At 63.8% G+C, this 24,954-nt stretch carries 18 protein-coding genes; 6 read left to right on the forward strand and 12 right to left on the reverse strand.

All coding sequences use genetic code 11. From position 1 onward, the window contains the following. Positions 1 to 145: 145 nt before the first annotated feature. A complete protein-coding gene (locus KBZ33_RS15080) occupies positions 146 to 1,555 on the reverse strand; it encodes a CCA tRNA nucleotidyltransferase (RefSeq protein WP_315859211.1) in 1,410 nt (469 codons plus the stop codon). Between the two features lie 146 nt (positions 1,556 to 1,701). Between KBZ33_RS15080 and KBZ33_RS15085 the strand changes: the two genes are divergently transcribed. The 3 genes from KBZ33_RS15085 (at position 1,702) to KBZ33_RS15095 (ending at position 5,610) form a co-directional block, all read left to right on the forward strand. After that, a complete protein-coding gene (locus tag KBZ33_RS15085; RefSeq protein ID WP_254954160.1) occupies positions 1,702 to 2,994 on the forward strand; it encodes a rhamnan synthesis F family protein in 1,293 nt (430 codons plus the stop codon). 176 nt (positions 2,995 to 3,170) lie between these two features. After that, a complete protein-coding gene (locus tag KBZ33_RS15090; RefSeq protein WP_254954161.1) occupies positions 3,171 to 4,658 on the forward strand; it encodes a bifunctional 2-polyprenyl-6-hydroxyphenol methylase/3-demethylubiquinol 3-O-methyltransferase UbiG in 1,488 nt (495 codons plus the stop codon). 4 nt (positions 4,659 to 4,662) lie between these two features. Then, positions 4,663 to 5,610, forward strand: coding sequence for a glycosyltransferase (locus KBZ33_RS15095; protein ID WP_254954162.1), 948 nt, complete (start codon positions 4,663 to 4,665; stop codon positions 5,608 to 5,610). Here the strand turns inward: KBZ33_RS15095 and KBZ33_RS15100 are convergent. The 6 genes from KBZ33_RS15100 to KBZ33_RS15125 form a co-directional block, all read right to left on the reverse strand. Continuing rightward, positions 5,594 to 6,457: a glycosyltransferase family 2 protein gene (locus KBZ33_RS15100; protein WP_254954164.1), complete on the reverse strand. Its 864-nt coding sequence runs from the start codon at positions 6,455 to 6,457 to the stop codon at positions 5,594 to 5,596. The genes KBZ33_RS15095 and KBZ33_RS15100 overlap by 17 nt on opposite strands. Further along, positions 6,454 to 8,847 (reverse strand): UvrD-helicase domain-containing protein, encoded by a 2,394-nt coding sequence (locus KBZ33_RS15105; RefSeq protein ID WP_254954165.1) that lies wholly within the window; start codon positions 8,845 to 8,847, stop codon positions 6,454 to 6,456. The genes KBZ33_RS15100 and KBZ33_RS15105 overlap by 4 nt, the downstream gene beginning before the upstream one ends. Before the next feature lie 155 nt (positions 8,848 to 9,002). Then, positions 9,003 to 10,787 carry an ATP-binding cassette domain-containing protein gene (locus tag KBZ33_RS15110; protein ID WP_315859212.1) on the reverse strand — a complete coding sequence of 595 codons (1,785 nt, stop codon included), beginning with the start codon at positions 10,785 to 10,787 and terminating at the stop codon, positions 9,003 to 9,005. 114 nt (positions 10,788 to 10,901) lie between these two features. Continuing rightward, positions 10,902 to 11,936 (reverse strand): glycosyltransferase, encoded by a 1,035-nt coding sequence (locus tag KBZ33_RS15115; RefSeq protein WP_254954167.1) that lies wholly within the window; start codon positions 11,934 to 11,936, stop codon positions 10,902 to 10,904. Between the two features lie 40 nt (positions 11,937 to 11,976). Continuing rightward, positions 11,977 to 12,690 (reverse strand): heme oxygenase (biliverdin-producing), encoded by a 714-nt coding sequence (locus KBZ33_RS15120; protein ID WP_254954168.1) that lies wholly within the window; start codon positions 12,688 to 12,690, stop codon positions 11,977 to 11,979. A 76-nt stretch (positions 12,691 to 12,766) separates the two neighbouring features. After that, positions 12,767 to 13,219: a hypothetical protein gene (locus KBZ33_RS15125; RefSeq protein WP_254954188.1), complete on the reverse strand. Its 453-nt coding sequence runs from the start codon at positions 13,217 to 13,219 to the stop codon at positions 12,767 to 12,769. Positions 13,220 to 13,289: 70 nt separating this feature from the next. Between KBZ33_RS15125 and KBZ33_RS15130 the strand changes: the two genes are divergently transcribed. Beyond that, the gene (locus KBZ33_RS15130; protein WP_254954170.1) at positions 13,290 to 14,720 is read left to right on the forward strand and encodes an NADP-dependent isocitrate dehydrogenase; all 1,431 of its coding nucleotides are present in this window, start codon (positions 13,290 to 13,292) and stop codon (positions 14,718 to 14,720) included. Positions 14,721 to 14,762: 42 nt separating this feature from the next. Further along, positions 14,763 to 16,175, forward strand: a complete 1,413-nt coding sequence (locus KBZ33_RS15135) for a (Fe-S)-binding protein (RefSeq protein WP_254954171.1) — start codon at positions 14,763 to 14,765, stop codon at positions 16,173 to 16,175. On the opposite strand, the gene KBZ33_RS15140 is transcribed toward KBZ33_RS15135, so the two are convergent. Together KBZ33_RS15140 and KBZ33_RS15145 are read right to left on the reverse strand one after the other, a co-directional pair. Then, positions 16,143 to 18,089 (reverse strand): hypothetical protein, encoded by a 1,947-nt coding sequence (locus KBZ33_RS15140; RefSeq protein WP_254954173.1) that lies wholly within the window; start codon positions 18,087 to 18,089, stop codon positions 16,143 to 16,145. The genes KBZ33_RS15135 and KBZ33_RS15140 overlap by 33 nt on opposite strands. Positions 18,090 to 18,125: 36 nt before the next feature. Then, positions 18,126 to 19,604 (reverse strand): four-carbon acid sugar kinase family protein, encoded by a 1,479-nt coding sequence (locus tag KBZ33_RS15145; protein ID WP_254954175.1) that lies wholly within the window; start codon positions 19,602 to 19,604, stop codon positions 18,126 to 18,128. Between the two features lie 17 nt (positions 19,605 to 19,621). On the opposite strand from KBZ33_RS15145, the gene KBZ33_RS15150 reads away from it, so the two are divergent. Further along, a complete protein-coding gene (locus KBZ33_RS15150) occupies positions 19,622 to 20,845 on the forward strand; it encodes an FAD-binding oxidoreductase (protein WP_254954177.1) in 1,224 nt (407 codons plus the stop codon). On the opposite strand, the gene KBZ33_RS15155 is transcribed toward KBZ33_RS15150, so the two are convergent. From KBZ33_RS15155 to KBZ33_RS15165, 3 genes are read right to left on the reverse strand one after another with little or no spacing between them, the layout of a single operon-like run. Next, complete coding sequence (locus KBZ33_RS15155; RefSeq protein WP_254954179.1) at positions 20,824 to 21,687, reverse strand: galactose mutarotase; 864 nt, start codon at positions 21,685 to 21,687, stop codon at positions 20,824 to 20,826. The genes KBZ33_RS15150 and KBZ33_RS15155 overlap by 22 nt on opposite strands. Then, positions 21,684 to 23,804: an acyltransferase family protein gene (locus tag KBZ33_RS15160; protein ID WP_254954181.1), complete on the reverse strand. Its 2,121-nt coding sequence runs from the start codon at positions 23,802 to 23,804 to the stop codon at positions 21,684 to 21,686. The genes KBZ33_RS15155 and KBZ33_RS15160 overlap by 4 nt, the downstream gene beginning before the upstream one ends. Then, positions 23,804 to 24,943: an SGNH hydrolase domain-containing protein gene (locus KBZ33_RS15165; RefSeq protein ID WP_254954184.1), complete on the reverse strand. Its 1,140-nt coding sequence runs from the start codon at positions 24,941 to 24,943 to the stop codon at positions 23,804 to 23,806. The genes KBZ33_RS15160 and KBZ33_RS15165 overlap by 1 nt, the downstream gene beginning before the upstream one ends. Positions 24,944 to 24,954: the final 11 nt, after the last annotated feature.

Genomic DNA, 24,954 nt, shown 5'->3' on the forward strand with positions numbered 1-24,954 from the left:
ATCCAGCAGTGATGGATAAGCTGCGATCAAGGCAGGAGACACGCTGGTGGCGAATGGCATCAGTGGGCGGCGCTCGCCTGGATGCGTTAGCGGCGACGCTCATTGATTGAGGTAATGGATGGATGGATGAATGGATGAATGGATGCTAAACGTCTTCGGCGGCAAGCCGCTCGGCTCGCAGGCGCCGCAGGGCCTCACCCAGTTCCGGTCCCGGGTGCATGCCCTGGGCGATCAGGTCGGCGGCTCGGACAGGCGAACGGATATGGCGCCAGCGAAACCACCAACGGAGGAGGGGCCGGCGGGGTAGCGCCCCGCAAATCAGAGCCAGCGCAACGGCATCGGAGCTCCAACCCGGCTGCTCAAGAAACAGGCACCAATCCAATGGATTCCAGACTGCACTGCAGACCTGGCGACCAAGCCTCTTCGCCTCACCACGTTCCTGCCAGGCCCTGCGGAGTCGGCCCAACTGGGCCAAGAGCTGTTGCTCGCGGTGGTTGAGCTGCAACCTTCCTGCGGGAATCTCAGGATCCACGGCACCCGCCAACAGCGCCGTGAGCTTTGAAAGCCCGAAGCGATCAGTCCAGCGCAGGCGCCTGAGCCAGCCGGTATCCATCTGCAGGGAATGATCAATCAGAACCATCCCCCCCCACTGCTGCAGCAGCGACAGGGCGCGGGGCCATGGCTCCCTCTCCAGCATCAGCTCCAACTCCTTTCTCAGGCGGGTTCCCAACGCCGGCGGGACAGCTCTTAAAGTCGGCACGGACAGCGAACCGCGTCCATCTGCCCAAGGCCAGCGAGCGATTGTGACCTCAAACTGCCCCAAACTGTCGGCAGCCAGAGCGAAACCCAAACGAGCCGCATAGCGCGCAGCGCGCACGATCCGGGTGGGATCATCTTCAAGACTGCGATGGTGCAACAGCTGGAGCTGGCGTTGTTTCAGATCCGTGAGGCCGCCGTGGGTATTCAGTAGACAAAGCCTCTCGCCTGAGGGATGAAACTCCAGGGCCATCGCATTGATGCTGAAATCCCTTCGGGCCAGATCCTCCTCAAGGGTGCCAAAACTGACGCTTGGATTCTGCCCCGGGGCTGCATAGACCTCCCGGCGGGCGGTGGCCAAGTCGAAAAGCACCTCATCGATCTCAAGCTCAACCGTACCAAAGGCCTCATGGACATGGCAGAAGCCCACCCGCCAACCGTTCCGCTCGGCCTGATCCAGCAGGGTGGCTGCAAGCCGGCAGGCAGCAGGGGAACCGCCATCAAGGGCGGTGGGCCGCAGATCCTGTACGACAAGATCAAGGTCGAGGACCCCAAGCCAGGGATCCCGATGCAGTCGGTGACAGAGAAGATCGCGGACGGCTCCTCCCACCAGCGCCAGGCGGAACAGCCCCAGGCAACTGATCAGTCCGCGGCGCAGCGACAACGGCAGCGGCAGCTCGTCGAAGACGACCATGGCTTCCAGCGCTCCTGCACCTGACTCAGGACCAGCCAGAGAGGCGGCGTCAGCCGCACATGCCTGGATGTCCGGACTCTCTGCTCCTGGATGAGGCTGTGGCATGAGTCGAAAGTGGCTGGGACGCAGCGGAGGTGAGCGTTGATGGGGGTACACTGATCAAACGGCTGAAAAAAAGCATGGAGAGTTTCAGTTTAAGCAGAGTTCCAGCCGTCAATCTGGAGGCAAATTCCTCCATAGAGGCTTGAACCATGAAGACACGAATCATCAACCGTGTTCGAAGTGCATGGTGCAGGTTGAGACGCAAAACATACATTTGCCTTGACTTCACGGCGGCGTTCACAGACTACCTTCTAAGCCCCTATGGTCGCACAGGAAGCCCTTCGACAAGACTCACTGAGCTGGCGACATCGTCCAACGATCTGGCAAATCCTCAGGAACCTCCCTCGCCAGGGGCAGAAACTCCCGAGTCAATCGCTATCTTTGTTGCCTATTCCAATCAATTAACCCATTCTAATCGAGCCTATCTCCAGGCTCTCAAGCAAGCAGGATTTTCCACCTTTTTTATCAATAATTGCACCACTGACTCAGAAGATATAGCAGAGATATCAAGCCTTGTCTGGCGAATGTTTGATCGCGAGAACATTGGACGCGACTTCGGAGCCTTCAAAGACGGCGTCTTGATGCTGAACGACGAAGGGCACCTAAAACGCTGCCTGTACCTGGCAATCGCTAACGATTCCATGCAGTTCATTCCAGGCAGAAATGCTGATGAGCTGATCAAACGAATACAACGATTCAAGGAAAGTCCTGCCAAGGGACTTTTCAGCCACATCAGCCATCAAATACAGACTCACTATCAATCTTATTTTCAGATTCTCAAACCTGAAATCTTCCGATCCAATCGCTTTCTTGACTTCTGGCAAAACTATCAGCACCTTTCCCACCGAGGCCACTGCATCTACCAAGGTGAGATTGCCCTTTCAAGTGAAGTCTACAGACACTTTTATCCAGTTGAAGTCCTCTATACGAGCGATGACTTGATTGAAGTGCTGCTGGCTACATACAAACACGAGGGAGGGGTCCCAGGCGGGGATCTCTTGAGACTGATGCCGTCGCCATCGCGAACGGCTGAAAATGGCTTGATAGGCTATTCACTTGGGCAATTGCTTGAAAGCGTCAGCAAGGGCAAGCCACTCACCACTTTTCAGGCATTTACCATAGCAGACCTGATTGAAAACAGCAATCCAAGCCATATTGCCGCATTTCTCTATCCATTTTTTCTGCATTGCCCACTGGTCAAACACGATCTCTGCATTGCAGGAAGCTTTACCATCGGCCAGGCAGTTAATCTGTTCAAAGAGTTGCTAGAGTATTCAGCAACTTCTCCTGAAACAGGGATTCAAATCCAACCATTCCTGGAAGAGTTCAAGCAACTTATTTATGCGAAGGGAGTTCCCATGAGCTATTCAGGCAAAACGAGAGAAGCCGCGATCAGGGGAATTACCAATGGGTTTGTCTATCCCTTCACCTATGACGGATAGACGTCCTGTCATGCTTGACTTAGAAGCATGGATGTCTGTATGTTTTCAACCGTGGCAGAGATTTTCACATGCACTTTATCTCACATGATGGTGATGGCAATTCTTCACACGCCTTACGTTGCCGAGCCTGTGGCAGCAGCAACCTCACCCCCTATGTGTGTGCCAGCTCCAAGGGAATGACGGCCGCATTCGAAGACTGCGAATACCTATTCCATCGCTGTGAGGATTGCAGATCCCTGAATGAGTTTTCAGAGGAGGGAAGTTTTTATGAAAAGGAGCAAGACACACCATTTATGAATTACTATATCGATATCATTGCAGGCCTCGATGAGATGCTTGCTCCTATCGGCAGTTATGTCGATGCCAGTCGTTCCACGGAGGGTAAAACCTTTCTGGAACTGGGATGCGGGTTCGGCTTCGTTGTGGACTATGCGGCAAAATGCCGGGGCTTCCAAGCTGCAGGCATCGAACCGGGGGGCTACGGCCGACTTGGTCAGCAATATCTCGGGGCAGACATTTCAGCCACCCTGCTTGGCGAGGGCAGCCATCACGATCAGGAACAGTTCGACATCATCTTCAGCTCCGAAGTGATCGAGCACATTCCTACCCCGAAGCAGTTTGCCGCCACGGTCTCCCGGCACATCAAATCTGAGGGAGTTGCAATCTTCACAACTCCCAACGCCGAGTTCATTACGCCGGAATCCCCTGCAGCAGAAGCCTACAGCGCCCTGTTTCCTGGAGAACACAAGATTCTTTTCAGCGCCAAAGGCCTGAGCCTGCTTCTGAGCAAAGCAGGCTTCAGCCATCTCGCCGTGAAGCAACGCCGAAGCTCGAATCTGATCGCTTACGCCGCCAGCTCTCCAGGCCCGATTGCGTTGGCGGAGGCGGCCCAGAGCGGCAACGCCACCACCTACACCCGGGAGTACCTGGCCACCTACCGCCACAGCGCCTTGTCCAGAACAGAGAAGATCTCTCGTCTGGGGCTGGCCATGCACTACCGCCTGTTCAAGGATTTTGTCAACAACGGCTGGGCGGACCAAGCAATCGACCTTCTTTTAGAGATGCGGCCAAGTTTTCGATGCGAAGTCGATCCGGGCATGAGCTTCACAATCCCCACTCAGTCCGGAGAAAGGACGGAAATCCTTCATGAAATGCTCTGCCTCTGCGGCATCTGCCTGCTGAAGGAGTCGATCCTTTCCCAAGATCATCACCTTCCCTATCCGGCCGGAAGCATTGCCTTCGGTAAGACCATGGGATTTTACATCACCACGGTCATCCACCAAGTCTTCAAGCCTGAGCCTTCAACCATCATCGATTCGGCCATCAACTACCTGAACACATTCATCGACTACGGGATGTGGCTGCGCAGTTCTCGTCGCGCCGATTATCACCTGGAGGCCATCTCACTGATCGGCCCTGCGGTGGCCTCCCTGTTCCTGTTCCTGCTCAAGGCCGGAGCTGCAATCGACAAGAAGCGATATTCCTTCGTCGAAGAACCCTGGTTCAGGGTTGATCATCCCGTGTCCTATGACGAGATTCAGACGCACCTGAACATCAACAGGAAACGCCAGGAGCAGATCCAGCCCCAACATCCTTCCCCCAAATCACCTCAACCGCATCCCAACAATCCATTCCGTCGCGTCATTGAGCGCCTGAGGAAGTGAATCCATGCCAAAGCCCTATCAGGCATCTGGCGGACGACGCCTCTTCTTCATCACGGTCAACTATTTCTGCAGTAACCTGATCGGCGAGCTGATCGCTTCCACCACTTCCTACGGAGAGGCGGACTGTGAATTCATTGTTGTCAACAACTCCCCCGGCGACACTGCCATTGATGCCGTCGCCAATCAGCACGGGGTGACCCTGCTTCAGGCCTCGCACAATCTGGGCTTCGGCAGCGGCTGCAACCTGGCCCTGGATCACGTCCACCAACGCGATCCCCAGGCGCTGGCCTGGTTGATCAATCCCGATGCCCATCTGCTGCCCGAAGCGATCAGCTACGTGCGCAGCTGCATCAGCAACGATCCGTCGATCGCGATCCTGGGAACCCGGATCATGGACATGGATGGAAGGCTGTGGTTCAGCCAGGGCAGCTTCAACCCATGGCTGGGCACCCTCAAACACCGATTCGACGACGTGGTGGCATCCCCTCGGCCAATCACCACCCACCCGACCCGCTGGCTCTCCGGCTGCAGCATGGTGTTCAACCTGGCGGCCTTCGACTCCTGCCCCCGGTTCGATCCTCAGTACTTTCTCGATTACGAGGATGCCGATATCTGCCTGCGCTACGAACGACTCGGCCATCGAGTTCGTGTCACCCAGGCGGTGCTGGTGGAGCATCAGGTGTCGGCCATCACCCAGCGGGTTCCCGGTGCCAAGTTCCGCCATGCCACCTTCAGCAAGCTCTACCTGCTCCATCGCCATGCCACCCCCCTGGCTCTGGGGCTGAATCTTCTTTACTTTGCGCTGCGTCCCGTCACTTTCCTCGCCAAGGATCCGGACCGGGCCAAGGGGCGCTGGGCCGGATTGCTGGATTACCTGCGCTGGGTCGGCCGGCGCCTGCGGGGCGACAGGTCGCCGCGCCATCCCCGTACCCGGTTCACGATCGCATCCTGAGGAATCGGCTGGCCAGAGCCCTTAAGGTCCGCCACTTCTGGCGCCGGGGGCAGTAGCGCCAGAAGATGGTGAGCACCGGCAACAGGTACAGGTGCGAGCGGCGGTGGCCCAGGGCATAGATCAGCCCCCCCAAGCTTTCGAGTGGCAACTGCTTCTGCGCGGGGGTGAAGTCATTCAGCAGGATCACCCGCGGCGTGACCCACGCCTTGATCCCCCGACGAACCGCCCGCATCACCCATTCCGAATCCGCGTGGTAATGGGGCAGGAACAGCGCGTCATACAGGCCGATGCGGCGGAAGGCCTCGGCCTGAATCAGCACCCCGTTGCCAGGGAGGGCATCGACAGGAAGCACCTCGGCCGTGGCCACTTCCAATTCGAGATCCTGCTGTCGTTGCCCCGTGTGAGCCAACCTCAGAAAATCAGAGCTGCCCCAGACCGTGACGGTTCCCAGGGACCAGATCCGATCCTGCTCCCCCAGGAGGTTGATCTGATTACCCAGGATGGCGCAGCCATGCTGCTGAGCCAGGGCCACCATCCTGGCCACGTAATCGGCGGAAACCACAGCATCGTCGTTGATGGTGAGCACATAGTCGGTTCCGGCCGCCAGGGCCTGCCGTACGCCCCGGTTGGTGGCACCGGCCCAGAAATCCCGATCCCCGGCCTCCAGCACGGTCACGTGCGGATGCTGCTGGCGGATCGCCGCCACGGTGCCGTCGCTGGAGTTGGCATCGACCACCACGATCCTCAGGGCCGGATAGGTCTGGGCGGCCATGCGCGCCAGGAAGCGCAGGCTGAGCTCACAGCGGTTGCGGGTCGGCACCACGGCGGTGACCAGCGGCGGGGTCATGCCGGTTCGATCGGCGCCAGGCGTGGATCAAGGATCTTCGGCCCCATGCCCTCGAACTTCACAGCGATGGAGGTCTTCTCGCCGCTGCCGAACAGATGGGTGACGTGGCCCTCGCCGAAGCTGCTGTGCCGCACCCGATCCCCCACGGCCCAGGCACGGGCCGCGCTGCGCCGTCGCACCGCATTGGCTGGATCGCCGGCCGCCCCACCGGCCGCGACCCGCTGGCTGTCGTCGCGATCCACCCGGGTGAGCCGCTCCAGCCGCTGCTCCCGCCGCAGGGCCGCACCGCCACTGCGGGGGATGTCTCCCTGCAGCAACGCTTCGGGCAGTTCGGAGAGAAACACCGAGGGCACCGCCGGCTCCCGCATGCCGCCCCACAGCCGCCGTTCGCTGGCGTGGGAGAGGAACAGCCGTTCCTTGGCCCGGGTGATGCCCACATAGCAAAGCCTGCGCTCCTCCTCAAGGGCGGCCGGGTCCTCCAGGGAGCGATAGCTGGGGAACAGGCCCTGCTCCAGCCCCACCAGGAACACCACCGGAAACTCCAGCCCCTTGCTCGCGTGCAGGGTCATCAACGTGACCCGGTCGGCCTCGGTGTCCTTGCTGTCGGCATCGCTGGCCAGGGCGGCGGAGGCCAGGAACCCCTCCAGGGAGCCCTCCTCGTTCTCCTCCTGGTACTGGAGGGACGCATTCACCAGTTCCTGCAGGTTGCGGCGCCGCTCCTCCGATTCATCGGTGGCTTCGGCCAGCAGCTCGGCCAGATAGCCGCTCTGCTCCATCACCCGCTGCACCAGCTCGGAGGGGGGAGCGTCCTGCAGACGGCGGCCTAGGTCGGCGATCAGTTCCTGGAACTGCAGCACCCCCCGTGCCGAACGGCCAGCAAGGGAGCGCACCGCCTCCGGATCGCTCACCACTTCCCACAGGGGCAAGCCCAGCTGGTTGGCCGCATCGGTGAGCCGCTCGATGGTGGTCTTGCCGATGCCCCGCCGGGGCACGTTCAGCACCCGCAACAGGCTGACGGTGTCGGCCGGATTGACCAGCAGGCGCAGATAGGCGAGCACATCCTTGATCTCGCGGCGGTCGTAGAAGCGCAGGCCCCCCACGACGATGTAGGGAAGGCCCCAACGCACCAGCGACTCCTCCATGGCGCGGGACTGGGCGTTGGTCCGATACAGCACGGCCATGTCCCCCCAGCGCAGGTCGGGGTGGGCCGCCTCCAGCATCCGCATGCGGTGCACCACGGCCTCGGCCTCGGCGATCTCGTCGTCGCAGCGGGTGAGGCTGATGGGCTCGCCTTCGCCGCGGGTGGGGCGCAGCACCTTGTCGATGCGCTCGCTGTTGTGGGCGATCAGGGCGTTGGCCGCCTCCAGGATCGTGGCCGTGGAGCGGTAGTTCTCCTCCAGCTTCACCATCGTGCCGGTGTCCGCGTCGAGGGAGCCGTCGCCGAATTCCTTCTGGAAGCCCATCAGGATCGTGAAATCGGCGGCCCGGAAGCTGTAGATGCTCTGGTCGGCATCGCCCACCACGAACACCGAGCGCCCCTCCCAGTCATCGAAGCTCTCGGGCGCCTGGCCGTTGGCGACCAGCAGCTTGATCAGGTCGTACTGGGTGCGGTTGGTGTCCTGGTATTCATCCACCAGCACATGGCGGAAGCGGCGGTGCCAGTAGTGGCGGATCTGCTCGTTCTGCTGCAGCAACTGCACCGGCAGCAGCAGCAGGTCGTCGAAATCGAGGGCGTTGTTGGCCGCAAGAGCCCGGCGGTAGCGGCGGTAGGCCTCGGCTTCATGCTTGCCGCGGGGGCCGGCATGCTCCTCCTCAAGGCGCTCCGGCAGCCAGCCCTGGTTCTTGGCGCTGCTGATCGCCCAGCGCACTTTTTTGGGCTCGAAGCGCTTCGGATCGAGCTGCATCTCCTGGGTGACGATCTCCTTGACCAGGCTCTGGGCATCGCTCTCGTCGTAGATGGAGAACTGGCGCGTCCAGGTGAGCCCCTCTGGATCGCGGAACTTGTCGATGTCGAAGCGCAGCAGCCGGGCGAACAGGGCGTGGAAGGTGCCGATCCAGAGATCCTTGATCACCTCCCGGTAGATGCGGCTGCGCAGCTGCTTCTGCTCACGGGCCGGAAGGGTGCTCCAGGGCTGGCCGAACTGGCTCTGGGCCAGCCGCTGGGCCAGCAGCACCTCCAGCCGCTCCTTCATCTCCCGGGCGGCCTTGTTGGTGAAGGTGACGGCCAGCACCTGGGCCGGATCGACGCCGTGGTGGCCGATCAGGTGGGCGATGCGGTGGGTGAGGGCCCGGGTCTTGCCGCTGCCGGCCCCAGCCACCACCAGCAGCGGACCGGTGTGGTGATCGACCGCCCGTCGCTGGGCTTCGTTCAGACCGGCCAGAAAACTCACAGGCTCCGGCGGAGACGATTGATTTTTGACGTTAGCAGCCCCGCCCCGTTCAACGTGTTGACAGGATCAGATGCACGACATTTGAATAAAACAAATCAGCCCCACGACCGCCCCTAAGCCTCAACGAAAGATCCCTGCGTTGTGCTCCCAACTGATCAGCCAAGGGGACTGGAAAGACGCCGCTCGAAAGAGGCCAGATCATTGAAGGTATCGGAGCGCTGCCTCAGTTGCTCGAAGCTGCCGAAGGCCTTGATCCTGCCGGCCTCGAACTCGAAGATGCAATCGGAGCGCATCACGGTGGAGAGGCGGTGGGCGATCACCACCAGGGTGCAGCGGCGGCCGATCACCTCAATGGCATCCATCACCTCGGATTCGGTGCGGTTATCGAGGGCGCTGGTGGCCTCATCCAGCACCAGAAACTTGGAATTGCGGTAGAAAGCGCGTGCCAGGGCCAGCCGTTGCCGCTGCCCCCCCGACAGCCGGATACCGTTATCGCCGATCGGCGTGAACAGGCCCAGGGGAAGTTCGGCGACGATATCGGCCAGCTGGGCGGCCTGGAGAGCCTCCCAGACCCGCATCTGATCGACCTCATCCACTTCCTCGGCAAAGGCGATGTTCTCAATGATGTTGCTGTTGAGCAGGTTGATCGCCTGGGGCACATAGGCGCAGTTCGCCTGCCAGGCCGGCACATCGGCGTCATCCACATCGATTCCATCCAGCTGCAGGGTGCCTGTGGTGGGACGCAGCAGGCAAAGCAGTTGGTTCGCGGTGGTGGTCTTGCCACTGCCGGTGGCCCCAACGAAGGCCACGCGGGAGCCCACCGGGATCGACATAGAGATGTCACAGAGGACATCGGAATCCGTTCCTGGATAGCGATAACTGATGTTCTTGAGGCGGATCACCCGCTTGGGCATCACCCCATCGGGGGAGGGGACCCCTTCAGAGCGAATCGTGAGCCGAGTCTCGGGAAGTTCGATCAGCTTGAGAGTTTCCTCCAGGTCAGGCAGGCCGGCCCGCAAGGAAGTGATAGCCCTGAAACTGTCCTGCAGTGGCGGCGTGAGTTTCAAGGAGGTGACGGCAACGGTGGCCAGGAACGGAATGATCTTGAGCAGGGCGCCCGGATCAGGATTGGCCAGAAGGGGCAGCATTCCGGCCGCGAAGATCATCGTGATGCCGAGCGGTTCAATCAGAGCTCGTGGTGTCTCCGGGAGAACATCAGCCTTCCAGATGAATGGAATAGTCTCCCGACCAGCCTGTTGATAATGGCGCTCAAAGTAGGGTTCGGAGCCTGTGAGCTGAACATCCAGAACCGTTCGCATCGATTCAGAAAGAATGGTATTGGTTCGCATCTCAAGCAGGATGCGTTGCCGAGCCGCAAAGCGCAGGAAAGGGGTGATGGCGGTGGAGATCAGCAAATAACCGGCCAAGAGTCCAAGGATCAACCCCACGGCCAGCAACTTGCCGACGAACAGCATGCCTGCGGAGAGCAGGGCGATCACGAACACACCACTGGCCAGCTGGAGAAGGGGCAGCACAACGATGTCCGCGACGCGCGACACGTTGATCAGCACCATTGAAGAGATATCTGACTTTGATTCGCCCAGAAAATAGACATAGGGCTGGGCGATCAGCTTGCGCTGGGCCATGTCGGAAAGATCACGCCAGATCGACGCCTTGAGCCGCAGCTGGAAGGCCCGCAGCAGAAGCTTTGAAAGCGAAGAAAACCAGGCAGCCGAGACAAAGGCCAGCACCAGCACCACCACCTTGACGCGCGGATCTTCCGGAACCACACCTTCCCAGGGGATGGAAGGGCGATTCTCACCGCCAACGACCACCGTGAACAGGCGGGCCACCAGAGCCACCACGACCAGGTCAGCGACACCGGCGAGAATCGCCAGGGGGATCAGCCGGATCAACGCGCGCTTACGGCGTGTCGGCAACTGGGCCAGAAGCCGCACCAAACTCGTGAAGGTTTGGCTTTTGCGAAACATCTGGTCTGACTTTTGTGAAAATCGTACCCGTGCGCTCAGGAGGGCCGCCCCGACGCCAGCCAGTCAGTTCAGTGATCGCCACAGGGTCCAAAAGCGTCGCCGCCACTGGTCGATCCGCAGGGCCAACCGGGGAGGCGCACGCAGCGGCGACGCCCCCTCCAGCAACAGGTGGCTCCAATGGGCGTCGATGGCCGCCAGGGCCGTGTGCCAGCGCTCCTGAAGCACCGGCTCGCTGCAGGCCTCCAGCAGGTTGGAGAGCCGCGCGGCTGGCGGCAGCCACGCCATCGGATCGGCCACGGCCGCCTGGATCCGCTCGAGGTCGTTCTCCAGGCTGCCGCAACCGATCTGGTGGCCCACCACCCCGGGATCGAGGCTGTCGGCCAGGGCGTGGTTGAGGCTGCTGAACACCACGCAGCCGCAGGCCAGGGCCTCGAGCGGCGGCAGGCCGAACCCCTCGCTCACCCCCCGGCCGCGCCAGTAGTCGGCGGAGTCGTACAACACCACCGCCGCGCTGTTGAACAGATCGACAAGATCGTCCACCCAGCCGCTTTGCACCTCCACCCGCAGCCCCCGGCGGCGCAATGCCGGCACGAGATGCTGCAGGACATAGCGACTGCTCTTGCGCTGCTGGACCAGCACGTCGATGGGCCGGCCGCAGCCGAGGGGTGCTGCCCGGTTGCCCCGTTCCAGCCACTTGGGCTGCAACGCATTGGGCACCAGGAACAGGGGGTTGCGGGAAGCCCGGTCGCCCCAGTAGCCGAGGGTGTTGCGGCTGACGGCCAGCACCGGCACCCCGGGGGGCAGGGAAAACCCATAGCCGCTGCTGTGGGCGTGATACGCCACCGGCCGCCCCCGCAAGCGGCGCAACTGGCCGGGCACATCGAAGCCCCAGCTGACGATCCAGAGGGCCTCCCCCGGTGCCGGCTCCCTGGCCAGGAGGTCGTCCAGGAAGGGGTGGTCGGTCTCACGCTTCCGGTAGGTGACCACCTCGGTGGGCGCCAGCTGGGCGGTCAGCCGGGCCGTCTGCAGCTCCACCAGCAACCCACCGCAACGGAAGCGGCCGGTGGTGCCGGGAAGCAGGAAACGGATCGGGCGCACGCGAATCGGGGTGGCAGCGGCCGCCGAAGGCCTGGGAAACCTAGGCGGGCACGGCCTCGGTGCTGCCGCTGCGGCTGCGGCGGGTGAGGAAGCCGAACAGCACCTTGCCGATCGCGGCCACCAGGTTGCCTTCCAGTTCCTGGAACATCTTCATGTTGCAGTGGAAGGCTTCGTTGGCCTCGGCAACGATCCGGTCCGCCATGGCCTGATCGATGGGCAGGCTGTCGAGGGTGAGCCGGTACGTGGCCTTGAAGGCCTTCTCGTCATCGATGGCATCGAATTCGTAGAAGCGCAGGCCATCGTGCTCACCCAGGTTCATCGCTTTCTGGGCGATGTTCTTGAGGATCTGGCCACCGGACAGGTCGCCGATGTAGCGGGTGTAGTGGTGACCGACGAGCAACTCCGGGCACTCCCGGGCCACCTGGTGCAGGCGGGCCACATACTCCTGGGCACCGGGGGTGGCGCGGATCTGCTGCCGCCAGTCGCCACCGAAATAGAAGACCAGATCCTGCTCGAGGGACTCGCGGCGATTCAGGGCCGGTGAGGCGACCGGACCGACGATGGGGTGGTCTGTCAGCTTGCCGATCTCCTCTTCCATGGCGCTGTAGACGAACCACAGGTCGGCCACCAGGGTGCGGTAGCTGGCCTTGTCGACGACTCCCTTGAGGAAGCAGCTCACGAAACCGGTGTTCTCGGCCATCGTGTGGGCTTTCTTCGTTCCCTCACGGAGTTGGGAAGCAAGGGGGACGGGCATGGGATCGAAAGGCTGCGCGGGCAGAGGATCCAACGTAGGTGGGGCCTTGAAGACGAGGCGCCAAGGTTGCGAAGGATTACGCGGCCCGCGTCCCACGGGCCACCACATCGCCGAAGAGATCGAACAACTCACGGCAGATCTGCTGGAGCGAGGACACAACCTCCTCCGAAGGGAGATGGGATCCCGAGGGCTGCCAGTCCCCCACCGTGGCCAGACGCCAGCGTTCCGATTCGTAGGTGAGGCCCCGGATCAGCACCCCCAGCAGCCGCGGCCGTTCGCCGGATCCGGCCGGGGCCCGCTCCAGCCGCAACTGCACCAGCAGCGAGCGGCACTGCAGGCGGGGACTCCAGCCGGGGAAGTGGAAGGAGAGATCCAGCGTTTCCCGCTCATCGAAGGCACGGGTGAGGGGATCGTCGCGCCAGGGGGTGAGGTTGGCCCGGGCGGCGGGGAAATGCAGCCGGAAGTGACCCACCACCGCGGCGATGGCGGCGGCCAGTTCCACCGATCGGGCCTGGTCGGCCGCATTCATGCCGTTTCCCCTGAGCAGAAAGCCAATGTGTCCGAAACCTAGGCTCATCAGCGCGTTCCGTGCCGACTCCATGGCCACATACGAGAAGCTCACCGTCCCAGCCAGCGGCACGGCGATCCGGTTCGAGGGCGGCCAGCCGATCGTTCCCAACGACCCGATCATTCCCTTCATCCGCGGCGATGGCACCGGCGTGGACATCTGGCCCGCCACCCAGCGGGTGCTGGATGCGGCCGTGGCCAAGGCCTACGGCGGCGAGCGCCGCATCGAGTGGTTCAAGGTCTATGCCGGCGATGAGGCCTGCGAGCTCTACGGCACCTACCAGTACCTCCCCCAGGACACCCTGACGGCGATCGAGCAGTTCGGCGTGGCCATCAAGGGCCCCCTCACCACCCCGATCGGCGGCGGCATCCGCTCCCTCAACGTGGCCCTGCGCCAGATCTTCGATCTGTACTGCTGCGTGCGGCCCTGCCGCTATTACGCCGGCACCCCCAGCCCCCACAAGCGGCCCCAGGACCTGGACGTGGTGGTGTATCGGGAGAACACCGAGGACATCTACATGGGGATCGAATGGGAGGCCAGTGATCCTGTCTGCATCGAGCTGATCGCCCACCTCAACGACACGGTGATCCCCGCCAACGGCAAGCTGGGCAAGCGCCGCATCCCCGAGGGTGCCGGCATCGGCATCAAGCCGGTGAGCAAGGCCGGCACCCAGCGCCACGTGCGCAAGGCGATCCGCCATGCCCTGGGCCTGGAGGGCGCCAAGCGTCACGTGACCCTGGTGCACAAGGGCAACATCATGAAGTTCACCGAAGGGGCCTTCCGTGACTGGGGCTATGAGCTGGCCACCAGCGAATTCCGTGACCAGTGCATCACCGAGCGGGAGAGCTGGATCCTGGGGAACCTGGAGGAGAAGCCGGGGCTGAGCATCGAGGACAACGCCCGCCTGATCGAGCCCGGCTACGACAGCCTCACCCCCGAGAAGAAGGCGGCAGTGGACGCGGAGGTGACGGCGGTTCTCAAGGCCATCGGCACCAGCCATGGCGGCGGCCAGTGGAAGCAGATGGTGATGGTCGACGACCGCATCGCCGACAGCATCTTCCAGCAGATCCAGACCCGGCCGCAGGAGTATTCGGTGCTCTGCACCCTCAACCTCAACGGCGATTACATCTCCGATGCGGCGGCGGCGGTGGTGGGCGGCCTCGGCATGGCGCCGGGGGCCAACATCGGCGACAGCGCGGCGATCTTCGAGGCCACCCACGGCACCGCCCCCAAGCACGCCGGCCTCGACCGCATCAACCCGGGATCGGTGATCCTCTCCGGTGTGATGATGCTCGAATACATGGGCTGGCAGGAGGCGGCCGACCTGATCACCGCCGGGATCAGTGCCGCGATCGCCAACAAGGAGGTCACCTACGACCTGGCCCGGCTGATGGAACCCCGCGCCGAGGCCGTGAGCTGCTCGGGCTTCGCTGAAGCGGTGGTGCGCCACTTCGGGGGGTGAAGCCAGGCCATGGGGCCGGGGCGAGCGCCCACAATGGATCGCATGAGCCTTCCGTCCACCGCCGCCAGCGGGTCCCCGGGTGCCGCAGCCCCCGGCGCCGGCTTCATCGCCGCTGACCCCTGCGTGCATTGCGGCTTCTGCCTGCCCACCTGCGCCAGCTACCGGGTGCTGGCGACAGAAATGGACTCCCCCCGGGGGCGCATCCATGCGCTCAAGGCGATCGACGCCGGGGAGCTGGCACTGGATGCCACGGTGGCGAAGCACTTCGACAGCTGCCTGGGCTGCTTCGCCTGCGTCACCGCCTGCCCGGCGGGCGTGCGCTACGACCAACTCATCGAGACCATGCGGCCGCGGCTGAACGCGCCCGAGCTGCGCAGCCCCGCGCAGCGGGCCTTCCGGCGGCTGATCTTCGCCCTGCTCCCCTACCCCGGGCGACTGCGGGCCCTGCTGGCGCCCCTGCGGTTCTACGCCGGCACACCCCTGCAGGCCCTGGCACGCCGCAGCGGCCTCACCCGCTTGTTCGGGCCCCAGATCGAGGCCCTCGACAGCCTGCTGCCGCCCCTCGCCCCCGAAGCCTTCCGCGACGGGCTGCCGGTGCTGGTACCGGCCCGTGGGGAACGGCGCTACCGGGTGGGGCTGGTGCTGGGCTGCGTGCAGCGCCTGTTCGATCCGGCCGTGAACGCGGCGGCCATTGAGGTGCTCAGCGCCAACGGCATTGAGGTGGTGATCCCGCCGGACCAGGGCTGCTGTGGTGCGGTGACCCACCACCAGGGCGAGCTGGAGCAGACCTGTGAGCTCGCCACCGACCTGATGGAACGGTTTGAAGCGGTGATCGGTCCAGGCAAGGCGGCGGGGCCCGAGCCCCTCGACGCGATCCTGGTGGCGGCCTCGGGCTGCGGCCACACGCTCAAGCACTACGGCGACATACTGCCCGCCGCCAGCGGCCCGGCCGCCTTCGCCGCCCGGGTGGCCGACATCCAGGAGTTCCTCGATCGGGTGGGACCCAGCGAGGACTTCCGCGCCGGCCTGAAACCCCTGAACCACGCCGACGGCACCCCCGCCACGGCGGAACGGCCGCTGCGGCTGGCCTACCACGATGCCTGCCACATGCTCCACGGCCAGGGCCTGCGGGAGCAACCACGCTCCCTGCTGCGACACATCCCCCATGTGCTCATCGTCGAGGCCACCGAAGCGGGCGTCTGCTGCGGCAGCGCCGGCATTTACAACCTGGTACAACCCGTGGAGGCCGCCGAACTCGGCCGGATCAAGGCAGCTGACCTGGCCGCCACAGGGGCCGAACTGGCGGTGAGCGCCAACATCGGCTGCACCCTGCAGATCCGGCGTCACATGGAGGATGACGCCAGGCCCATCCGGGTGATGCACCCGGTCGAGCTCCTGGCGGCGAGCTTCCATCAGGAGACCTCAGCGACGCCGCTGGTCAGGGCGGTGCCCTGATGTGGGCCGGGCCCGCAAAGGAGCACTCAGGGACCGCCTCAGACGCGATCCGAGACGCCGCCACCATGGGCGAGCAACCGGTTCACTGTTGACTTGAAAGTGCCAGGGCCAATGACGACTTGCCTGGTAACCATGGCGGGTGAGAGCAGCCCGGTAAGCCCGAAAGATCTCGGCCGCGGGGCCAATGGATTCCAGGGTCAGGGATCGTCGATAGCGACTGGTCTCCGAAGGCTGATCATAGTCGAAGCCGCTCAGCCGGAAGAAGCTGCACAACCCACTCGAATGGGAAAAGCATCCATCGCGAAGATCAATAGCCAACTCCGGAAGGTTCCAATGACCGATATTAAATCCCCTGTCCCTGACGAAGTCAACATCCTCAAAGTAGCAAGGCACCAAGTCGAGCCAACGCTGCTCAAAGTGGGCACCTTTCTCAACATTTCTGCGGCAATACTGATGAACGCGGTCTCTCCACCACTCCAAAAATTCCCTACCCTGCTCGGTATCTCGGACGCCTATAAATCCAACATTGTAAATTCCTGACTGGAGGATGTTTGCCTCACGGCTAAAGCCGACCTCGCCACTCAAAGCAGCTGGCAGATGGGGAGTCAGAAGAATGGAGCAGCCAGCCAGTTGATTCACGACCTCCAGCATGCTGGCCACCACCAGGCTCTCTTGCTTAAGAAAACAGGCCCTACCGAAACCTTTTCGATGGATGGCCAGGAGGAGGTCTGGGGTCAGGGCGTAGGTGAATTCCATCCTGTCCATCGATCGGACGAGTTCCGCCTTGTCGTCTAACTCCAGGTCATCCAGGCGCAGCACCTCAAAGGGCTCCTGCTCTGGGTCGAACAACCCATCGGGCTCATCGGTCAGGAGAGCGAAGAAGGGGATACCTGGATGATGGCGATGGAATGATTCCCAGAGTGTTCGCACCAGCGCCCACTCAGACTTGGCCGCCGCAGTGACGAAGGCGGTGCGCCCCGGATCATCCGGTGACGCCTGCGGGGAAGCCCGCCAGGCCAATGGAGCGAGTTGCGCCGGCGGCGATAAAGCGCTGGAGTTTGCCTGGTTCTGGAGAAGTCGGCCATAACGACTGAACAACGCTCGGTAGTCTTCCGGCAGCTCCCGCAAGTCGGTGTGCAGGGTGTAGCGAGAGATCGTCACCGGCTCCTGGGGTTCGAAGCCGCTCATATGAAGCAATCGGCACTGTCCTACCGGAGGAGCCTCCGGCAGACGCCAATGGCCGAGATTAATTCCCGGATCGCGGATGATCCATGTCGCCGCCACATGAACAGGTGCGAAGTCAAGCCATTTCTGATCCCAGAACAAGCCGGCAGCCTGATCATGACAATTCAACTCCTGCACCCGTCCAGCCCACCACTGCACGAACGCGACGACGGCGGGGGTCGGCCTGCCAGCAATCAGACCAGCATTAAATGTTCCTGAGACGAGGATATTCAGCTCCCTCTCTACGCGATTCGGCGTGACCATAGGACTCATTAAATGGGGCGTGAGCAGCAACTCCCCCCTTTCCAACCAGGAGGGCCATTCCCTCTCTCCAGCCAGTGAGAACAATTCGGGAATCGCGCCTGTGAGCCACAAATCAGGGTCAAGGAAGATCACGGGCTCCAGGCTCTTCAGCAGGAGATGCCGCAAGACCATGGGCTTGAAGTAAGAGCCCCTGGCGAGGCCTTCGAGATCGACGAGTCGGCTGGCAAGAGCCGGATCATTCTTGACCCATTCTTCCTCTGGAAGAGATCGGACCTCCAGATGCGCATTCGGGCCGTAAGCCTCTGCGCCATGGCCATCAGTCGCGAAGCATATCAACCGAATTTCCGGATGCCAGAAGTTCAGGCTTTCGGCAAGTACTGAAACTTTGGCGGCATACTGAGAGTCAGCAATTGTGAAGCACAGCATCCAGTCCCAGTCGAATCTTCTGGGACAGTTTAAACATTACCCGCTTGGATCTTGAAGTTGCCTGGCCCCAGGCCCACTCCGCTGGCCCACAGGGCTGGCTTTTTCCATCGCATGCCAGGCAAGGACCAGTGTCTCTTTGTCCCCAAGATTGCCCGGAAAGGTGATAATTGGTAGCCGTGCCACCGCAGCTCCCGGCCGCTCCCCGCAGCCTGCTGCCAAGGGCACCACCAGGGAAAGTCCAGGCAGGATCTGGCCCATCAGGCTCACAGAACCGAGACGGAAGCCATCGGCCAGCAGGGTTTGGGTGGTGATGCCCCCCTTACTGATCAGGTAACCCAGCCCAGGGGCAAGGGCCGCCGCCAGGCGCGCCATCAGCCCCGCCAGGGCCAGACCCAGCGCCCGGCGCTCGCCGGCATGCCGGCAGCGCGCCTCACCGCGGCTGGTGAACAGCACCGGCGTGCGGCCCCCGGCCAGCACGTCCGCCAGCCGCCGCCCCCAGGCCAGCTCCAGCGAGGCCAGCAACAAAGCAGGTTCCGGGCCCTCCAGCAGTCGCTGCACCTTGGCCACCTCCAATTCCACCCCGACGCAACCGGGTTCGGCCAGCAACCGCTCCAGCTGGCGGTCGGCCAGGGGCACATGGGAGCCCACCAGCACCAGCCCCGGCAGGGGCCGTTCCCCGCGGCGGCGGCGCAGGGCCGCCAGAGCTGCCGGCGCAAGCGGCTGGGGGGGCAAGCCCGCCAGGGCCTGGATCAGGCTGGCGGCGCTCTGGAACAGGAAGCGGCGGGGCCTTGCCTTCAGCGGAGCGCCACCGGAGACTATGAGCGTGTGCACCGCAGCGGCCAGGGCCGCCAGCTGCTGGACCGAAGCCCCATCCACCGCCACGCAGACGTTGCCCTGCAGGCGCGCCAGGTGGCGCAGCAGGGGCGATCCGCCCTGCTCCAGCTCCCGCCAGCCGATGCGGTCCACCGCGCTGGCGGGCAGGCGGCCTGCGCTCTTCTGCTCCACCCAGTCCGGCAGAAAGCTGGTGGCGTAGGCGAACAGGCCGTCCCGAGCGAAGGGGCTCTCGTGCACCGGCTGGCCATGGAGCCGGTGCACCCCGTCCACGGTGGTGCGCCCCCCCTCCAGGAAGGCCGGCACCAGCAAGGTGGCGTCGAAGGGGCCAAGCTCCTCGTTGATCACCTCCACCTCCAGCGGGAAGTGGCCCCGCAGGGTGGAATCGCCCCGGCTCACCACCAGCCAGCCGCCGATGCGGCCGGAGGCCAGCGCCTGGCCGAGGGCGGGCCGCAGGGCGCGGCAGATCTCACGCACCCGCTCGGCCGCCGCCGCCGGCGCCAGGGCCCGGGTGTTGGCCAGTACGAACAGCAGCGGCGACGGGTGGGCCAGGCCGGCGGCGAGGGTCTCGGTGTCCCAGCGCAACAGCAGGGGGCAGCCGTGCACGGTCTGGGAGCCGGTGGGGTCGTCATCGATGACGACGATCTTGAGATCGGGCCCGGTGTCGACGGTCGCCTGCGCCATGGCACCATCGTGCCGTGATGCGACCTGAGCCCAGCGAGCTGCAGGAGCTGGTGCGGGACCTGCACCGGCAGGGTTCGGCCTGGCTGCCGGCCGGCCTGGGCAGCCGCCTCGACTGGGGCCCTCCCCTCATGGGGCCCTGCACGGTGCTCAGCTGTGCCGCACTGAAGGGCGTGCGGGACTTCAACCCCGGCGATTTCACCATCACGGTGGCGGCCGGCACGCCACTGGTGGAGGTGCAGGAGGCCCTTGGACACCACGGGCAGTGGTTGTCCGTGGATGCCCCCTGGGGGGACGGCGATGGCACCGCCGCCGGCAGCATCGGCGGCCTGGTGGCCCGGGGCCTGGCGGGCGGCTACCGCCAGCGCTACCTGGGGGTGCGCGACCAGCTGATCGGCCTTGAGGTGATGCGGGCCGATGGGGTGACGGCCAGGGCCGGCGGCAAGGTGGTGAAGAACGTGGCCGGCTACGACCTGATGCGGTTGTTCAGTGGCAGCTGGGGCTCCCTGGGCCTGATCACCGAACTGACCCTGCGCACCTTGCCCCAGCCGCCCTTGCGCCGCAGTGTCTGCTTCCAGGGCGAGACCGGCGATCTGGCACTGCTGAGCCGCTGGTTGCTGAACTCCAGCCTCAGCCCGGAGCGGATCGACTGGTGGAACGGCCGTCTCGCCGGCAGCGCTGGCCTGGCGCCGCAGCCCCTGCTGCTGATCGGCCTGGCCAGCGTCGATGCCGCCACCCTCGAGGAGCAGGTGCGCTGCCTGCAGGAGCGCAGCACCCTGCCGGCCCGGGTGCTGGATGCCACCACCACCGGCGCCTGGCTGGCCCGGGCCCGGGGGGGAACCGCCGCCGCCGCCGCGCCTACGGACGCCGCCGCCACCGCTCCTGCCTGGCTGCTGCGCCTGGGCGTCAGCCCCGACCGACTCGAGACCCTGATGCAGGCTCCTGCCCTGGCCGGACTGGCCGTGGACATGGCGGCCGGCAGCGGCCTCGGCCTGGCCTGGCCGGCCCCGGCGGAACCCCAGGCGGCTCTGACATCAGGCCAGGTGAGCACGTTGCGCAGTCTCTGCGCTGAGCTGGGGGGCCATCTCACCGTGCTGCGCCAGCCCCCGGGGGCCTCCCTGCCGGCCTGGCTGGATGCCCCCTCCCGGCCGCTGATCGAGGCCATCAAGCGCCGCTTCGATCCGGCCGGGCAGCTGGCGCCCGGCCGGCTGCCCGGCGTTGCTCAGAGCGTTTCGACGCTGTAGCGGCAACCCAGCTCAAGGGACTCCCCAGCAGGAACCAGCAGACGCCGCTCCCCCGTGCTCAGGGCCCCCCGCGGACCACTCCAGGGCTCCAGGCAGAGCATCGGCCGGGGAGGGTCGCTCCACACCACCACCAGATCCATCGGCGCCGAAGGGTGCAGGGTCACCACCCGGCCCCCCGCTGGATCCACCAGGCGCACCGGACCTTCGCCGGTGCAGAGGAAGTCCACGCCCCGCTCCAGCTGGGACAGCTGCTCCGCTGTGGCGGCTGGAGCCATGGTGAGATGGTCGAAGCAGCTCTCCGGCAAGCCTTCGAGACGCACGTGGGCAAGATCGGCGACGGCGACGTAGGGGTGCAGACCCAGGCTGAAGGGAAGGGGGGCTGTGCCGGCCGCACCCCGGTGGCTGATCCGTGCCGTGATCGCCAGGGCCGAGGGCTGCAGCCGCAGCTCCAGTTCCAGGCCGAAGGCGAAGGGAAAATGAGAGCGGCTCTCAGGGCCATCGTCGAGGCGCAGGACCACCCCATCCCCGTCCGCCAGTGGGGCCATGGACCAGGGCAGATCGCGGGCGAAGCCATGCTGCGCCAGCGGAAAGCTCCCCTGGGGCAGCACGAGCTCATCGCCCGGCAGGTTGCCGCAGATCGGGAAGAGCACGGGGATCCCGCCCCGCACCGACTTGGCGGGGTCGGCGAAACGCTCCGCATCGAAGTAGAGGATCTCCTCTCCGCCGCAGCACCAGCCGGTGACCAGCCCGCCGCGCTCGGGGACGACCGTGAGGGAATCGCCGCTGGCCGGATCGGTGAAGCGCCAGTGGCGGGAAGCCCCGGAGGGGGGTTGCAGGGTCATGGGGTCGGGGAGGCGGTGGGCCGGGGGCTGGTGAGTCCCTGCTGTTGCAGGAAACGCTCGAACGGGGTTGCCAGCGAGAGGCTCCCCGACACACTCAGGTGGTGGTCATCGGAGAAGAGCAGTGTTCCGTCTGGCCGCATGGGGGTTACGCGACCCTCAGCGTCAAGGAAGAAAGAACTGGGATCAAACAGATGCACATTGGACAATCCAGCCGCTGCCTCTGTGAGGGTCTCCCTGATGGTCTGCTGCATGCGGGCGGTGATCTGCGCCTCTGGTGCACATTGCTGCCATTGGCCAGGCTTCGGCCTGCATTCCATGGGCTTGACCAACAGCATGGGTGTATCCACCGTGAGCACCAAATGAAGATTCCTGGCCGCCAACTGCTTGGCAAAGCGTCGAAGGTTGGCGACATGGATAGCCCTGGCCTCAGGGGGGCTGATCCGCCTGCCATCCTGCTCCACCACCATGGGCGAAGGCTTACCACTGGAGGACAACCCCGAAAGATAGGAATTAAGCCAACTTGATATCATCACAATATCACCGGGCTTCAAACGCTCAAGGGACCGATCCATCTCGCCTCGAGCGAGATCCTGACAAACGGGAAACTCCACACCGCCAAGAGTCGCCACCATGGACGTATCCAGGAAACAGGCCATCTGGAAAGCGAATGTCATCCTTTTCCCCGTGTTGCTCGTTACCACGTCAAGCATCGGCACCAAGTGCAACGCATGGGAGTCGCCCAGCAGAAAGATTTCTCGCGCCCCAGGCCTGCCAGGCTTCTGGCACAGGTCATAGTTCGGTCGCGTCGTCAGGCCATAGGGCTTACCGACGGGAACGGTGCAATTCTTCTCACTGATACCGCTGTTCAAGATGTAGGGATTGTAGGTATGAATGCGTTCTCGAAATGGCACCGGATCTGGATCGGGACCGATGAACAACTTTCCCTTCATCGGATGGTGCAACGCATCGATCCCCAGCCACAGGCCCACCACCGCCAGCAGTGCCAGCAGCGTCTCCCACCACCACTGCAGCGGATACCGGCGTACCGGCTGCTCCACCAGCCCATAGGCCGCCACCGCCAGAACCACACTCCCCACCACCGCCAACCCGTACTGCCACCACGTCTCCATCCCCCACGTCCAGCGCAGCAGCACGATCACTGGCCAGTGCCACAGGTACAGCGAGTACGACAGCAATCCGGCCGTCAGCAGCCCCCGCTCCAGCCAGCGACCCGGCAGAAATCTCCCCCCCTCTCCTGGTCCCGCCTGCAGCACCAGCAGCGTCCCCAGCACCGCCGGCAGCACACCAGGCAACGGGAAGCCTTCACGCTCCGATGTCGCCACCACCGCCCACAACAGCAGCACTCCACCCGCCAGACGCAGCCACCGGCCCTTCATCCAGCTCGCCCCCAGCAGCCCACGCCGTTGCGCCACCAGCAGCAACGAGCCGATCGTCAGTTCCCACAACCGGCTCGGCATCAGGAAAAACGCCGCCATCGGTGCGTTCTGCGTCCACCACCAGCTCGCCCCCAGCGACAGCACGATCAGCGCCGTCAGCAGCGGCACGCTCCGCCGCACCCCATAGCCGATCCCCAGCATCAGCAGCGGAAACACCAGGTAGAACTGCTGCTCCACACCAAGCGACCAGGTGTGCAGAAACGGGTTCAGATCCGCATCCGGGTTGAAGTAATCGATCTGACCCATCAGGTAGTTGTTCGACCACCCGAACAGCGCCTTCAAGGCCGCATTGAAATAGGGGCCGCTCTCCAGCGGCGGAATCAACATCGCCACCGCCAGGCTTGTCACCAACAGGCACGCCAGCAGGTTCGGCAGCAAGCGCCGCACACGCCGCAGGTAGAACGTCCCCAGACGCGGCCACAGCGGCTTGCTGGCCTGGCCCAGCAACGAGCCCATCACCACATAGCCCGAAATCACAAAAAACACGTCCACTCCCGTGAACCCGCCCGGCAACCACCCCTTGTTCAGGTGGAACACCAGCACCGCCAGCATCGCCGCGCCACGCAGCGCATCGATGTCCGGCCGGTAGGCAAAGCGCCCAGACGCCGAGCCCTTGTCTGGGGAGGCGACGGGGTTGCTGCTGGCGATCGCGGCCACCATCAGCGGGCTGACGCCGGGATCAGACCGGACGCCACCAGGAAGCGCTCAAACGGCTCCGCCAGGGAGCGACTGCCCGTCATGCTCAGGTGGTTGGAGTCTGCGAACAGCGGAGTTCCGTCCGCCTTTCGATAAATGACCCGACCCATCGAGTCGAGGAAGGTGGGGGTGGGGTCAAAGACGTGCACATTGGGCAATCCAGAAGCTGCAGCATTCAAGGTTTGCCGAATGGTCTGCTGCATGCGGAGGGTTTTTTCAGCATCTGGAGAGCAGGTCCTGCTGAAGTCTCGGGGGCAGAACATCATTTCCCTGGCCAGAACTGGCGTGTCAACGAAAAGTAGTAATTGGATCTTACGCGTGGCAAGCCGTTTGGCGAAGCGTCGCAGGCTGGCTACATGCATCTCACGCACCTGGGATGGGGAGAGACGACGACCGCCCGACTCCATCAGCGCACCATTCGGCTGCCCCCTCGGGTCAATATCGGCGATGTAATGGTTAAGCCAACTAGACAACATCACAATGTCGCCTGGCTTCAGGCGTTCCGCGGCTCGCTCCATCTCGCCGCTGACAAACTCCTTGCAGGGGCCATACTCCTGCATCCCCCAATTGATCTGCACCAGCGGATCAGGGAAGCAGCCGCCCATGGCGGCGAAGGTGAGTCTTTGGCCACTGCGGCTTGTCACCAGATCGAGCATCGGCAGCAGATGCTGGGCATGGGAATCACCCAGAAGAAAGATCTCTCCAGCACCAGGCTTGCCTAGTTTCTGGCACAGGTCATAATTCGGTCGCGTCGTCACGTCGTAGCGCTTGCCGACCGGCACGGTGCACAAAGGAGTGATGCCGGTGCCGGGAATCATGGGATTGAAGTTATTGATCCGCTCATGGAGTGGGACAGGATTGGGATCACTGCCGATGAACAATTTCCCCTTCAGCTGGTAGTGCAGCGCATCGATCCCCAGCCACAGGCCCACCACCGCCAGCAGTGCCAGCAGCGTCTCCCACCACCACTGCAGCGGATACCGCCGCACCGGCTGCTCCACCAGCCCATAGGCCGCCACCGCCAGAACCACACTCCCCACCACCGCCAACCCGTACTGCCACCACGTCTCCATCCCCCACGTCCAGCGCAGCAGCACGATCACTGGCCAGTGCC

It is taken from the genome of Cyanobium sp. Cruz-8D1, from assembly GCF_024345975.1.
Classification (GTDB): Bacteria; Cyanobacteriota; Cyanobacteriia; order PCC-6307; family Cyanobiaceae; genus Cyanobium.

Bases quoted from the DNA above. Each gene is read 5' to 3' on its own strand.
- KBZ33_RS15080 (WP_315859211.1), bottom strand. From the start codon at position 1,555: ATGCCACAGCCTCATCCAGGAGCAGAGAGTCCGGACATCCAGGCATGT.
- KBZ33_RS15085 (WP_254954160.1), top strand. From the start codon at position 1,702: ATGAAGACACGAATCATCAACCGTGTTCGAAGTGCATGGTGCAGGTTG.
- KBZ33_RS15090 (WP_254954161.1), top strand. From the start codon at position 3,171: ATGACGGCCGCATTCGAAGACTGCGAATACCTATTCCATCGCTGTGAG.
- KBZ33_RS15095 (WP_254954162.1), top strand. From the start codon at position 4,663: ATGCCAAAGCCCTATCAGGCATCTGGCGGACGACGCCTCTTCTTCATC.
- KBZ33_RS15100 (WP_254954164.1), bottom strand. From the start codon at position 6,457: ATGACCCCGCCGCTGGTCACCGCCGTGGTGCCGACCCGCAACCGCTGT.
- KBZ33_RS15120 (WP_254954168.1), bottom strand. From the start codon at position 12,690: ATGCCCGTCCCCCTTGCTTCCCAACTCCGTGAGGGAACGAAGAAAGCC.
- KBZ33_RS15125 (WP_254954188.1), bottom strand. From the start codon at position 13,219: ATGAATGCGGCCGACCAGGCCCGATCGGTGGAACTGGCCGCCGCCATC.
- KBZ33_RS15130 (WP_254954170.1), top strand. From the start codon at position 13,290: ATGGCCACATACGAGAAGCTCACCGTCCCAGCCAGCGGCACGGCGATC.
- KBZ33_RS15135 (WP_254954171.1), top strand. From the start codon at position 14,763: ATGAGCCTTCCGTCCACCGCCGCCAGCGGGTCCCCGGGTGCCGCAGCC.
- KBZ33_RS15140 (WP_254954173.1), bottom strand. From the start codon at position 18,089: ATGCTGTGCTTCACAATTGCTGACTCTCAGTATGCCGCCAAAGTTTCA.
- KBZ33_RS15145 (WP_254954175.1), bottom strand. From the start codon at position 19,604: ATGGCGCAGGCGACCGTCGACACCGGGCCCGATCTCAAGATCGTCGTC.
- KBZ33_RS15150 (WP_254954177.1), top strand. From the start codon at position 19,622: ATGCGACCTGAGCCCAGCGAGCTGCAGGAGCTGGTGCGGGACCTGCAC.
- KBZ33_RS15155 (WP_254954179.1), bottom strand. From the start codon at position 21,687: ATGACCCTGCAACCCCCCTCCGGGGCTTCCCGCCACTGGCGCTTCACC.
- KBZ33_RS15160 (WP_254954181.1), bottom strand. From the start codon at position 23,804: ATGGTGGCCGCGATCGCCAGCAGCAACCCCGTCGCCTCCCCAGACAAG.